Annotated in this window: 13 protein-coding genes; 2 read left to right on the top strand and 11 right to left on the bottom strand. The window is 37.9% G+C overall.

Features of this window, described 5'->3' with window-relative positions:
* Positions 1 to 22: 22 nt before the first annotated feature.
* The gene (gene modA / locus AAA071_RS07545; RefSeq protein WP_008715397.1) at positions 23 to 811 is read right to left on the bottom strand and encodes a molybdate ABC transporter substrate-binding protein; all 789 of its coding nucleotides are present in this window, start codon (positions 809 to 811) and stop codon (positions 23 to 25) included.
* 383 nt (positions 812 to 1,194) lie between these two features.
* Between modA and AAA071_RS07540 the strand changes: the two genes are divergently transcribed.
* Positions 1,195 to 2,184 (top strand): AEC family transporter, encoded by a 990-nt coding sequence (locus tag AAA071_RS07540; RefSeq protein WP_316581470.1) that lies wholly within the window; start codon positions 1,195 to 1,197, stop codon positions 2,182 to 2,184.
* A 57-nt stretch (positions 2,185 to 2,241) separates the two neighbouring features.
* Here AAA071_RS07540 and AAA071_RS07535 read toward each other — a convergent pair whose 3' ends face one another.
* From AAA071_RS07535 to glmS, 10 genes are all read right to left on the bottom strand, one after another.
* Positions 2,242 to 3,117 (bottom strand): DMT family transporter, encoded by an 876-nt coding sequence (locus tag AAA071_RS07535; protein WP_232192021.1) that lies wholly within the window; start codon positions 3,115 to 3,117, stop codon positions 2,242 to 2,244.
* 119 nt (positions 3,118 to 3,236) lie between these two features.
* Positions 3,237 to 3,527 carry an ArsR/SmtB family transcription factor gene (locus AAA071_RS07530; protein WP_004693850.1) on the bottom strand — a complete coding sequence of 97 codons (291 nt, stop codon included), beginning with the start codon at positions 3,525 to 3,527 and terminating at the stop codon, positions 3,237 to 3,239.
* A gap of 192 nt (positions 3,528 to 3,719) precedes the next feature.
* Positions 3,720 to 4,166 (bottom strand): universal stress protein, encoded by a 447-nt coding sequence (locus tag AAA071_RS07525; protein ID WP_004693853.1) that lies wholly within the window; start codon positions 4,164 to 4,166, stop codon positions 3,720 to 3,722.
* Positions 4,167 to 4,335: 169 nt separating this feature from the next.
* Positions 4,336 to 5,607 (bottom strand): hypothetical protein, encoded by a 1,272-nt coding sequence (locus AAA071_RS07520; RefSeq protein ID WP_278456660.1) that lies wholly within the window; start codon positions 5,605 to 5,607, stop codon positions 4,336 to 4,338.
* An 8-nt stretch (positions 5,608 to 5,615) separates the two neighbouring features.
* Positions 5,616 to 6,371, bottom strand: a complete 756-nt coding sequence (locus tag AAA071_RS07515) for an amino acid ABC transporter ATP-binding protein (protein WP_077708072.1) — start codon at positions 6,369 to 6,371, stop codon at positions 5,616 to 5,618.
* A 153-nt stretch (positions 6,372 to 6,524) separates the two neighbouring features.
* On the bottom strand, positions 6,525 to 7,181 hold the full coding sequence (locus tag AAA071_RS07510; RefSeq protein ID WP_227037746.1) for an amino acid ABC transporter permease: 657 nt from the start codon (positions 7,179 to 7,181) through the stop codon (positions 6,525 to 6,527).
* A 123-nt stretch (positions 7,182 to 7,304) separates the two neighbouring features.
* A complete protein-coding gene (locus AAA071_RS07505) occupies positions 7,305 to 8,117 on the bottom strand; it encodes an amino acid ABC transporter substrate-binding protein (protein WP_012863876.1) in 813 nt (270 codons plus the stop codon).
* A gap of 238 nt (positions 8,118 to 8,355) precedes the next feature.
* On the bottom strand, positions 8,356 to 8,832 hold the full coding sequence (locus AAA071_RS07500; protein WP_008602920.1) for a hypothetical protein: 477 nt from the start codon (positions 8,830 to 8,832) through the stop codon (positions 8,356 to 8,358).
* 36 nt (positions 8,833 to 8,868) lie between these two features.
* The gene (trpS, locus tag AAA071_RS07495; protein WP_278456663.1) at positions 8,869 to 9,855 is read right to left on the bottom strand and encodes a tryptophan--tRNA ligase; all 987 of its coding nucleotides are present in this window, start codon (positions 9,853 to 9,855) and stop codon (positions 8,869 to 8,871) included.
* A gap of 56 nt (positions 9,856 to 9,911) precedes the next feature.
* Positions 9,912 to 11,744 (bottom strand): glutamine--fructose-6-phosphate transaminase (isomerizing), encoded by a 1,833-nt coding sequence (gene glmS, locus AAA071_RS07490; protein WP_119562334.1) that lies wholly within the window; start codon positions 11,742 to 11,744, stop codon positions 9,912 to 9,914.
* 524 nt (positions 11,745 to 12,268) lie between these two features.
* Between glmS and AAA071_RS07485 the strand changes: the two genes are divergently transcribed.
* Positions 12,269 to 13,789 carry a hypothetical protein gene (locus tag AAA071_RS07485; protein WP_278456664.1) on the top strand — a complete coding sequence of 507 codons (1,521 nt, stop codon included), beginning with the start codon at positions 12,269 to 12,271 and terminating at the stop codon, positions 13,787 to 13,789.
* Positions 13,790 to 13,893: the final 104 nt, after the last annotated feature.

Genomic DNA, 13,893 nt, shown 5'->3' with positions numbered 1-13,893 from the left:
CCTGAAAGCTAGCGCTTTACTCTTATTTAGAAGTAGAGAAACCGTATTTTTCTAATACTTTTTGGCCTTCTGGGCTCATTACGTATTGGTAGAAGTCTTTTGCCAATGCGTTGTCATATTTTTTAATAATACCAATTGGATAGATAACTGGATCATGGGAATCAGCCGGTGTTACTGCAGAGATTTCAACTGCATCGCCCGCTGCGATAGCATCAGTTTTATAGATGAAACCAGCATCACCAGCACCTTGGCTAATGGAAGCTGTTACAGCTTTTACATCTTTAGCGTATACTACATTAGGTTCTACCTGTTCCCAAACGCCTAGTTTTGTTAATACTTGTTTACCATAGTTACCAGCTGGTACTGTTTCAGGATTGCCCAATACGATACGCTTTACTGTAGCGATTTGATTTAGCTCAACCTTAGGTTGACCTTTTGGAACTACGAGAACGAGTTCATTAGTTACGAATGGTTTTACATCAGTTACCAAATCTTTTTCTTGTAACATTTTCATATTTTTCTCGTCAGCAGAAATAAATAAACTAGCTGGTGCACCTTGTTCGATTTGTTGACGTAATGTACCAGAACCAGCGAAGTTAATAGCGATTTGATCATCCGCTAAGTTATGGCTTTTTTTGTAAGCATCAGCCAATTCTGTAAGAGCACCTTTGAGGCTTGCTGCAGCTTGTACAGTAATCTTTTCAGATGTGCTTGGTTTAGCTGACTCAGCTGGTTTACTTGCATCATTGCCACAACCGACTAAAAAGGCAAGCATGAAAACGCTCATTAACACTAATAAAATTCGTTTCATAATTCCTCCTGTGCATCCCTTAAAACGCCACACTGTAAAAGCTATGGTAACACCTAGAGACACCTCGTGTACTAACAAACTAAAATATACAATATATTCATATTATACTATAAATCGATGGTTAAAGTCGTATATCCAAAATCACATATTGCATAGATATTTCTGATGATTATGATAAGTAATTATAATCGATAAATTTTTAAGCCCCAAACAATAGATACTATGGTATGATAATACTACAAAGGATAAAAATATTTTAAAAAACTTATTCACTTACAGCTTATATAAAACAACTGTATATTTACTACATATAGTTATACGATTAATTAAAACTATGCCTTATATATTAACTAATATATTAAAGAAAAACTCTAGGTGAGATGATGAATCTATTCGAATTAGTAGGCCATATTTTTATGAATTCTATGGTCCCTATCTTAGTACTTATAGGCGTGGGATTTATATTAGATAGAAGATTTAAACTCGATCTATATACGCTGAGTAAACTAAACTTTTATATATTGTTACCTACCTTTATATTTCGAGCGATGTATGAAGCTAAACTTAACTCAGGTACTTTGGAGATTGTATTCTGTGCGCTCTGTGTACTCATATTAAACTCCATCCTTTCAGATGTGGTAGGTAAGATGCAAGGATATGATGTGGCTAAGATTGCAACCTTAAAAAACTGCGTTATGTTTAATAACGTTGGGAATATGGGTGTCGCCCTTGCTATCTTTGTATTTACTAACATTCCATACGTCATCGATGGTGCTACCCCCTATGCTAATCTAGGTTTAGTGAGTGTTGTATCTATCATGATCATACAAACTATTAGCAGTAATACCTACGGTTTCTACCAAGCGGGAGCAGGACGATTAACCCCTCGGGATGCACTAAAAGTCGTATTCCACATGCCCATGGTATATGCTATCCCACTGGCGCTACTTTGCCACCTATTCCCTTTCGATTTACACGGTCTCTTCTTCTTTGCACCGCTCAATATATTTGCCAATGCTTTCGTTGGCGTCGCTATGATTGCCTTGGGTGTTCAAATTAATAGAACACCGCTAAACTTCTTTAAGATGGATGTCATGCTTGCTACTACATTACGGCTCATTGTAAGTCCACTCATAGCCGCTGGTATTACCATACTATTCATTATGTTCTACGGTCCTATGCATCCAATAGCGGCACAAACCATCATCATAACCTACAGCGTACCTACGGCTATCAATATGTCTCTTATTGCTATTGAAATGAAGAATAATCCAGAATATGCTACACAAATCGTAATGGGCACAACTATTTTATCCGCTATAACTATGCCACTGTTTATTACTATAGCCTATTATCTATTCCCATTATATTAAAATAAAAAATCATAGTTATAAAAAATCACTCATAGCCATATGACTATGAGTGATTTTTTATGCCTTAGCATTTAGCCTTGTTAAACAAGTTACACAAGCTGTAACAATTATAGCACCAATAATTTCATTCAAGGCTAAATTATGATTAAGAATAACTACATCTAAAGCTAAAGTAACTATTGGTCCCATTGCACTAATAACGGCTGCAAGAGATGCATTAATTCTTTTAAGACCAAAAGACATCAAGTATGAAGGAATGATAGAACAAAAAATGGCCAAAAATACTAAATAAATCATAGTATGTGTTTGGAGTGTTGAAAATGTAGTAAAATTTTTGCTATCAATTATAAAGCCGAGAAGTAAAAGTACTGTAGTTATACACATATAAGTACTGGTAAAAATAGTAGAACTAATATTCGAAACAGCCCTCTTACTATAAATAATAAACAACGCCCAAAAGATGGCAGAAAGAAAGACTAGTGAAATGCCTATTAAAGTATCTGTAAGGTGGTTATCAACGGTAGGATTAAACATAATTGCTAATCCTAGCACAGTAGATACAATTAAAACTACTTTTGAAAATGTAATGCGTGATAAATCTGATGATAACAGAAAAACGTAAATTGGAAATGTAAATAGAACAGCACGTTCTAATGAGGCAGATATATATAATAATCCTATGAAGTCCGTTATAGATGAAGATACATAAAGAATAGCCCCCAAAAATGAGTATTTAAAAACCTTACTTTTATTCACGCTATTCCAATCAAAGCGAATCATTGGTATAAGAAAAAAAGGTAATGATAAAACAGCCCTACACACAAGAACATTTAAGGGGCTCAGTGAATCTAAATAAATTAGTTTTGCCCATATAGATTTTGTTGATAAGAATACAGTAGCTAAAAACACCACTAATATTCCTATATTTTTCATTAACAGATTCACTTTATATACTTCTCCATAATCAAATACAACTCAAATAAAATATATAAAATATAAAAACACATTTCATCCTAAGTAGGACGAAATGTGTTCATTATAAAAAATTTAAATTATTGATGAGCTACGTGTTCCATCCCCATGCGAACTAAACATTCAACATGATCATCGTTTAGAGAATAGTATGCTGTTTTCCCATCTTTACGATATGTAACAAGGCGTGCTTGGCGCAATACACGCAATTGATGAGAAATAGCAGATTGTCCCATCTCCATGGTTTCTGCAATGTGATTAACACACATTTCATTTTCTAGTAATAGCTCTACTATTTTAAGGCGTGTAGGATCACCCAAGATTTTAAACAGTTCTGCTAGCTTCAGCAATGATTCTTGTTTGTCGGTCATATAATCCCCCTTTTTTAATCCTATCCATTCTTTTTTGTAGCTCTTCTATGTCACTAATCGATACGTCTTAACGTATAACACCAATATGTATGGCATACATATAGACATTATATCATTTTTAACATAAAAAAGAGACTTTGAGAAACCAAAGTCTCTTTTTTTATCATATCTATATAAGATATAAGATATAAATTATTTAATGATTAATACAGGGCAAGTGGAGTGGCTAGTTACATAGCTACTTACGCTACCCATGAATAAGCCTTTCAAAGGGCCAAGACCACGGCTACCCATTACGATGAGATCAGCATTATATTTTTTTGCCACTGCAAGTAGTGCAGGTCCAGGGGAGCCAACTTCAAATACGCTTTTAACTTTTACGCCTGCAGGAATTTCTTTCACTACATCATTAAGAATTTCCTTACCAGTTTCTTCCATATCCTCAGCAATTTGCTCAGATACATATCCACCAGAAATTGGTGTTTGATCAAAATTGGAAATAGCAGACACAATATTTGCAACGTGAACAACAATCAATTCAGCTTGGTTGCGATCCGCTACAGCGAGAGCATGTTCCAACGCACGTTTAGCATTTTCAGAACCATCAGTAGGTACGACAATAGTTTTGTAGGTAACCATAATAACCCCTCCTATTCCTAATCCCTCAAAGGGGATATGATCAAATATCGTTTAGCCTATACTAATATATTCTAGACCATCAAGGAAAACTCCTCTTTTTTCTGAGGATTTATTACATTATAGCACAAATCGTACAGAATTATACAAATAAAAGAATATTATGCGTATATTAAAGAACCTGAGACGATTGATTTGTATTAAGTGTAGTAGTCAATTTAAAACCATCTAATATATCTATAAGTTCCTGAGTAGCAAGATTGCTAGTGGATGGACCAATCATTCGAGCTACTGCTACATTACCTTCATTGCCAAGAATAATTGTTGCGCCAAAGGATACTGGTTCCGCTACAGATGTATCAGATGTATTTGGATTTTTCATATGGCCCGCCAAATAGAACATCACATTACCGTCAATGATATGCGTTTCATAACGAGTAATCGTGGCCTTGTTCACATCAACCAATTGTTTAAGATAATAATCACCAAGCATCTGCTTAGCCATCATAGTTGGCATACCGGAGCTGACAGCTTGTACTGGAATTGTAAAGGACTCAATGTCAAGGCGTACATTATGTTTAGTAAAAGCAATCTTACCTTTTTCATTAAGACGGGTAAAACCTTTTGGATAGGTAAATTTGATACCTTCTGCAACACTGATATCGCTTGTGCCGGTTAATATTTTTTTTACCCCTTTAATAGCATTAGAACCGCGCTTATTGATCAATTCAAAGGATGGAATTGTATGCTCCATCAAACCTAGCTCCATAAACTCTGCACGAACAGGTGCATACGTACTAGACAAATTGTACCGATGAGTTGGATCTTTCTCCATGATAAATTCTGCTTCAAATACAGACTGAACCGGCTCTGTAGATGTCATATCTGCATAAGATTTTGGTGTACTCTTATCCCAGCGTGCGGAAACTGCACCTTTCTTAGCAAAGAACCCACCAACAATATCATTATGCTCAAAGTTATTGCTATGTTGGCGCCAAATATTCAAATACTCCTCATTAGACATGCCCTTAATAGGTACACCATACCAAGTTGTATTCCATTCTTTTTGAGATACTCCTTCTTGCGGTGTATTATTGCGCTTAGTAAAAGATACTGTATAGGAATCCTCTTGGGTAGGGCCCGCTAAATTAAAGGAATACCCTTGAATATGTTCGCTTTCACTACGTACATCCATATCTAGCATAACACCATCAGCTACACGCCAAGGAATCGAGAACATATAACCATTTTTGTAATCCTTCACCACCGTGTTCATCTTAGTAGCATAGGATTTGTATTGTTCTGGCAAAATAGATGCGGAATCCTTCTGAGATTCCACAATAGATAAAGGTGTATCAGGCGTCTTCTGTAAACCTTCCGCCATAATAGAAGTCGTTCCCAAAGCCATGACAGCTAAGGTTGCCGCAAATAAACGTAACTTCATAGAACCTCCTATAACATATTATCCAAGAACGCTTTCGTTCTTTCGTTCTGCGGATGACTAAAAATTTGTTCTGGTGTTCCTTCTTCTTGAATAACACCATCAGCCATAAAGATAACACGATCCGATACTTCACGAGCAAAGTTCATTTCATGAGTTACGATAATCATCGTCATGTGATCGTCCGCCAATTGTTTGATTGTCTTAAGAACCTCACCAGTAAGCTCAGGATCAAGAGCAGATGTGGGTTCATCAAAAAGCATGATTTCTGGATTCATCGCTAGCGCACGGGCAATAGCTACACGCTGTTGCTGACCGCCAGACAAGCGAGATGGATACATATCTCGTTTTTCCCATAATCCTACTTTATTGAGTAATTGCTCTGCAATCGGTGAGATTTCGTCATCTTTCATACCTTTTACCATACGTGGAGCAATCATAATATTATCTAATACCGTCATATGCGGGAACAAGTTGAAAGATTGGAATACCATACCCATGCGGAGCAATAATTCATGCTGAGTTTGAGGAGAAGCGTATTTTACAACCCCATTTTCAGTACTAGCAAGAATCGTACCATCAACGGTAATAGAGCCTCCATCAATCGTTTCTAACTGACCCAAGCAGCGTAAAAATGTAGATTTACCAGAACCAGAAGGTCCGATAATAGAAACAATTTCGCCTCTATTCATTTTGAGCGACACATCGCGCAATACGGTTTGATTATTAAAGCGTTTTTCAATACGCTCCATATTTACAAATGTCATAAGTACCTCTTACATCGTCAGATTAAGTATATAATTAGCGTCTCAAGTAAAGATATCTCATCTACGAAATCGCATCTATAGACATCAAATAAAAGTATTCCACCTATAAAACTAGCTACACCATTACATACGACAAACTACCATAGAATTAGATTAATCTTCGTATACAGCAAATCTTCGTTCTAAGTAGCTGAAGATATTCGTCAAAATAAAGGTAAAGATTAAGTAGAATAATGCTGCCACGAGGAATGCAGAAATATCAAAATCACGTTGTACGATAGATTTTGTAATACGCAAGATATCATTCATCGCCAATACATACACGAGAGATGTATCTTTCAATAAGTTAATCGTCTCATTCGCAAGAGGAGGCAATACACGTTTAAACATTTGTGGTAAGATGATTTTACGCATAGTTTGCGCATAGGTAAAACCAAGCACCTTCGCCCCTTCGTACTGACCTCGAGAGATAGATTGAATGCCCCCACGGAAAATCTCACATAAATAAGCTGCGTAGTTTAATACGAAGGTAAGAACTGCTGCCGTCGCATCATCCATCTGAATGGCACCGTCTGTAATGATTGGCAAGGCATAATAGACGAATAAAATTTGTAACATCAACGGTGTGCCACGCATTAAGTACACGAAAGCATCAACAAGCTTATCTACTAAAGGCAATTTAGATAGACGTAACATAGCCATTAAAATGCCACCAGGAATAGATAAAATCCATACAATACAGAATAGCGATACGGTTACCTTTAAACCATCAGCGATGGTTGGGATAATCTGCAATAAATAATCTAACATGAAAGACTCCTTCAAAACACGACTAGAGAAGGGCCATCTGGCCGCTTCTCTAGTGTACATTTCGTTCTTTAATTATCAGTTGTACCTACTGACCATAGTACTATTAGTATATCACGAATTGTACTATTTAGCATCGCTCTTATCTAAGTCTGCGCCTGAGCCTAACCATTTTTCAGCAATTTTATCAGCAGTACCGTCTTTTTTCATTTCAGCTAAGATACCATTAATTTTGTCACGCAAAGCAGTATCATCTTTACGGAAACCAACAGCGAAATTATCAACGCCGTAGTCAGTACCTTCTACAATCTTGTATTTACCAGGTTCTTTTGTCATAAGATAACGAGCGATTACACCGTCAGCAATAACCGCATCAACACGACCAATACCAAGATCCATAAATGCACTTACAAAATCCGCATAGGATTTTGTTTCTTTAACAGTCTTACCGCTTGGATCGTTTTGCAATGCTGCTTCACCAGTACTAGCTTGTTGCACGCCTACTACCTTACCAGCTAAATCGGCTTTACCTTTAATGGAGTCATCGTCATTACGAACAATGACGTATTGTTTATCCTTCATATATGTATTGGAGAATAAAATATTCTTCTCGCGCTCAGGAGAGACTGTTAAGCCATTCCACAAAGCATCAATTTTTTTAGATTTTAGTTCCGCTTCTTTACTGGACCAGTCAATAGCTTTGAACTCTACATCCATACCAGCACGTTTAGCTGCTTCTTTAGCCATGTCGATATCAAACCCGACGATTTCACCTTTTTCATCTTTAAAGCCCATTGGAGGGAAACTATCATCTAAACCGATAACAACTTTCTTAGGCAATTCTGTATTAGCCTTTTTAGTGTCACCACCACAACCTGTTACAAATGCCATCATAGATACAGCTGCAAGGCCAACGGCCATCATCTTTTTCCAATTCATAACTATCCTCCACAGCGATTATCGCCTATTTACCACTTAATAATATGTTCAATATAGATTTAGATTCCGTACTTAATGATTGTATTATACTTTAGTTCATTAAAGTTGTAAATAGTTAATTTGGTGAATTTTTGAGTTTCTTATCTTACAGATTCTCCACATATACATTTTATGATTCTAGATTCATTTGCTTTATCTTTCTGTATGCCTATATTATATGACGCTTAGTGCTTATGCTTTATGACTGCGTATGTTTATGGATGGCCTCAATCATCGCCATTTTATCCTTGTACGCCACCTGATGCAGATCAAGTGGTATCACATAGATTCCACCATGACCATTCATCGCTTGCAACTCGCGCCATTCCTCAGTGAATCCGATAATATGCTCATAATCAACAAAGACGAAATATTCATCCCCATAGAATAAACTGTGAAAGTATTCTTTCACAGAAAAAGGCCTACGTTTTAACACGAGGCCCTTTTCACAGATAAAAGCTTGACTTTCACCTAATCTATGAAGGGTCCATAATATCACGAGCAACAACAGATAATACCATACACGTTCCGCCCAGTCTGAGGGCATATATTTTACAATCAACGCACACGCAACTAGACCGATGATGCGACCGGTCCACTGTATACCGCGATGTATTTCTAAGCTCTGTTGTACGGCACCTGATGAAAAGCGTTCCATCGCCTCTTGTTTCGTCATGGTTTACCTCACAAATTGAAAGTCTACTATATGATTTTATTTACGGCACAAGCCCATAGCTTGTTCTACCTTACGATACATTACACTTGCTTTAGCATGCGCCTTAGCAGCCCCTTCATCAAGGATTACATCCAATTCAGGGCTTGTAATCAATTCATTGTAACGTTGTTGAATTGGTTCAAGGGTTGCTACTAATAGATCAGCAATATCGGATTTAAATACACCGTAACCTTTGCCGGCATACATTTCTTCGATAACTTCATAGCTGTCTTTTGTAATAGCACGGTATATTCCCATCAAGTTAGAAATGCCAGGTTTATTCTCTTTATCATAACGCACTGCATTATCAGAATCAGTTTGAGCTCGTTTCAACTTTTTCACGATTAAATCTGGTGCATCCAAAAGACGGATTGTAGCATTTTGGTTATCATCAGATTTACTCATTTTCTTAGTTGGTTCTTGTAAGCTCATAACGCGAGCACCACCTTCTCCGACCTTGATATCAGGTACTACAAAAGTTTCACCGAATCTACGGTTAAAACGCTCTGCTAAATTACGAGTCAACTCGAGATGTTGCTTTTGGTCTTCCCCTACAGGAACATAATTCGTACCATATAGCAAAATATCTGCCGCCATCAACGGTGGATACGTAAGCAATGCAGTTGGAATAGAATCCCCTTGCTTTTGAGACTTATCCTTGTACTGAGTCATACGCTCTAATTCGCCAACATAGCTAATAGATTGCATAACCCAACCGAGCTTAACATGCTCAGGTACTTCAGATTGAACAAACAATGTTACCTTTTTAGGATCAAGGCCAACCGCAAGGTACAATGCAGCCAAATTACGAGTGTTTTGAAATAATTCTTTTGGATCTTGCGGTACCGTAATCGCATGTTGGTTAACGATACAATAGTAACATTCATCAGTATCTTGATAGTCTAAGAAATTACGTAAAGCCCCCAAATAGTTACCAAGTGTTAACTCCCCACTTGGTTGGATGCCGGAAAATATAACTGCCATAATAGTCTCCCTATATTGAAATAAACCAACAGTGCCAAAGCACTGTTGGTTATATATTATTCTACGGTTACAGATTTAGCCAAATTACGTGGTTTATCTACGTCTGCACCGCGTGTAATTGCTGCATAATACGCCAATAGTTGCAATGGTACAACTGCTAAGATTGGAGCGATAAATTTATTCGCACGAGGCACATAAATTGTGTGGTCTACGTGTTTAGATAATTCTTCGTCACCTTTCATGCCAATACCGATTACAATAGCTTCACGAGCTTTTACTTCACGGATGTTGCTAATCATCTTATCGTACACATCCTCTTGTGTAGCCAATGCGATAACAGGTACGCCCTCTTCGATAAGAGCCAATGTACCATGTTTCAATTCGCCACCAGCATATGCTTCAGCGTGGATGTAAGAAATTTCTTTCAACTTCAAAGCACCTTCCATCGCTACTGCATAGTCGATAGCACGGCCCAAGAAGAATGCATCAGATTTGAAGCCATAATGTTTAGCAAAGGCTTTCATATCTTCGTCTACTTCAAAAATTTCATGAATCAAGGATGGTAAGTTTTTAACGCCGCTAAGAATTTCTTCGGCTAAGGCTGGATTTAATTTACCATTTAATTGACCTAGATATACGGCGAACAACAAGCCCGCTACTAATTGAGTAGTGTACGCTTTTGTGGACGCTACAGAAATTTCAGGGCCCGCCCATGTGTAAACTTTGTTATCTGCTTCACGAGAAATGCTGGAACCAACAACATTGGTGATAGCCAAGGATTTAGCACCAAGGCGTTTAGCTTCTTTCAAAGCCGCCAATGTATCGGATGTTTCACCAGATTGGCTGATAACGATACATAATGTTTTATCATCAGTCAACGGATTGCTGTAACGGTATTCAGATGCAATTTCTACATCAACTGGAATACGCGCCAAGTTTTCAATATATTGTTTTGTTACAAGACCTGCATGGTATGCAGTACCGCATGCAACGATGAGAATTTTATTGAAAGCGGCTACATCTTCAGCAGTCCAATTTAGCTCATCAAAGATTGCTGTTTTACCATCTTCAGCGATATGTGTACCGAATGTATCGCGAACAGCTTTAGGTTGATCATGAATCTCTTTCAACATGAAATGCTCATAACCACCTTTTTCTGCTGCTTCAGCGTTCCAATTTACATGGAATACCTCTTTATCAACAGGGTTACCTTCACGGTCGAATACGGATACATTATCACGAGTTACGATAGCTAATTCACCATCGCTCAAGATGTATGTATCACGTGTGTAGTTAATGATAGCTGGAATATCGGATGCTACAAAGTTTTCACCTTTGCCAAGGCCGATAACCAATGGGTTTTCTTTTTTAGTACAAATGATTTTATCTGGCTCATCGGAGCAGATGATTTCAAGAGCATACGCACCATCAACACGAGCTAGCATGCGGCGTACTGTGCCCACGAAATCGCCATCGTACATATCCTCTAACAAATGAGCTACAACTTCTGTATCAGTTTCAGATTTGAAATGGTACCCTTTTGCAAGGAGCTCTTCTTTCAAAGGCATGTAGTTTTCAATAATGCCGTTGTGTACAACAGCAAATTTACCATCTTCAGATGCATGAGGGTGGGCGTTCATATCGGATGGACGACCATGTGTAGCCCAACGTGTATGACCAATGCCTACAGTTCCTTCATTAGGATCTGCTTTCACAACTGCCTCAAGATTAGCAAGACGGCCAACCTTCTTTTGAATTTTAATTACATTTTCAGGACCGATAACAGCAATACCTGCAGAGTCATAACCACGGTATTCTAACTTTGCCATACCGTCCAACAAGAAATCAGATGCTTGATTAAAGCCAATGTATCCTACGATACCGCACATACGTATATCCTCCTATAACTGGGGGTATTTCTAGCCCCAGCAAAAACTAAGGCTAACTAATTAATGTTCTAGATTAATATTCTATTTAATGTATTAAATATTAGTTCAATACAATTCATTCAGATATACTTTGTCCCCATCGTTACCGATGGGCTTTTTAATACCTGTTACGACATGAATATGCCGGAAGAGCATCCGCTGATGACTCGATCACTCTTCACCTCGTCTACCCTAACGACTGCCTTCGCGGGTACTTGCGCTATTCGCCTTTACGAATTTGGAATTCCTTTCTATGATATACGGCAGAATCAGTACAAAATAAAATATGTACTGACGTATATTATACTAAAAATATCGATAAAAAGTAAACCACCACAGATAATTCAAAAAGAATAGAAAAGATTGATTCTATGCTTCACGTCCTTTTCATTGTAAGAAATTATACTTCTACCATTCTAAATTTTACACAATTAGATTTTGTTGTATTTTCAAAATGTATGTATATAATTTGGGAGATGATAATCATGAATAAAACAACTATAAAGAAGCAACATAAAATTAAAAAGAACAGTTTGTCATATAGAAAATTGCGTCGTTGGGTATTACCTGCAGTCCTTGGTGCAGCTCTGTCGACATTAGCGGTTATCCCAACCTTAGCCGCAGAGACTCAAACTAGTACTAACGTAGCAGTTGTAACCTCAACAGAACAAACTAAAACAGTACCATCCGCACAAGGAAGCACACCTCCAAACGGTGCACCTCACGGCAAACCACCTGCAGGTCAATCACCTACAGGCACGTCTAACCAAATACATCCAAATGGAAATCCTCCTTCTGGCACTCCTAACGGTATGCCTCCAATGGCTATGCAGAATGGAGCCCCTAATGGAATGGCACCACAAGTTGAAGTAGATCCTAGTACTTTTAAAGGCACAACTATCGTTACAGAAAACAAATCCATTGCTCACGAATCGATGACAAACACAACGGCTGATCAGAATGCTTTCATCGGTAAAAATAAAGCGGTAATTGATATTGAAAATAGCGTTTTCGATAAAACAGGCGACACTACAAGCGATGACAACAGCAATTTCCACGGTCAAAATGCAGTAGTCCTCGGTATCGACGGGAGCCAAATCAATATTAAAGGCAGTAATATTACATCTAATTCTAAAGGCTCTAACGCAGTCTTTGCCACTGGTGAAGGCTCGGTTATCAACGTAGAAAATACTAATATTCACACAAAAAGCGATTCCTCTCGTGGATTAGATGCTACTTACAAAGGTACTGTAAATGGCAAAAACCTAACTATCACCACTGAAGGGGCTCATTCTGCCACACTTGCTACAGATCGCGGAGAAGGCACTATCAACGCAGAAGCAGCCAAACTTACGACATCTGGCGAAGGCAGTCCTGTTATCTACTCCACGGGTAATATTATAGTGAACAATGTCAACGGCATAGCGAATAACAGTGAAATTGGCGTCGTAGAAGGTAAGAACTCCATTACCCTTACAAACTCCAATGTAACAGGCTACAAAGATAATGGTTTCATGCTATATCAAAGCTTCTCTGGTGATGCTGAAAGCGGTATTGCTCGTCTGAAAGCAGAGAATAATACACTTACAACTCACGCTACGGGTGCGTTCCTCTATGTAAACAACACTACTGCTGAAGTAGACCTTTCTAACAATACAATCTCTATGCCGAACACTTCTACCCTAGTGAAAGCAGCTGCCGACTCCCGTTGGGGAAAAACTGGTGAGAACGGCGGTCATCTTACACTCCGCACATCTAATCAAGAACTAAGCGGTAATATTATAGCTGATTCAATCAGTACCATCGCACTAGACATGACAAATGGATCTAGCCTTGTAGGCGCTGTAAACACAGACAATGCTGCTAAAGAAGTAACTGTGAAACTCAGCAAAGACTCCAATTGGATACTCACAGGCGACAGCTATGTAAAATCTTTGAATAACGAAGACACCACAGGTAGTAACATTCACTTGAATGGATATAAACTCGTTGTGGCTGATAAATAATAATAAAAGCACTACTTTGAATTATTCCAATCCAAAGTAGTGCTATTCTTTTTCAATCAAAATTATAAAAGACTTCAACTATATAAATATTCTTTTGACCTATT

Source organism: Veillonella parvula, assembly GCF_040097785.1.
In the GTDB taxonomy this organism is placed as follows: domain Bacteria; phylum Bacillota; class Negativicutes; order Veillonellales; family Veillonellaceae; genus Veillonella; species Veillonella parvula_D.
Note: the sequence above shows the minus strand (reverse complement) of the source record. Positions and strands in the feature narration are given on the sequence as shown.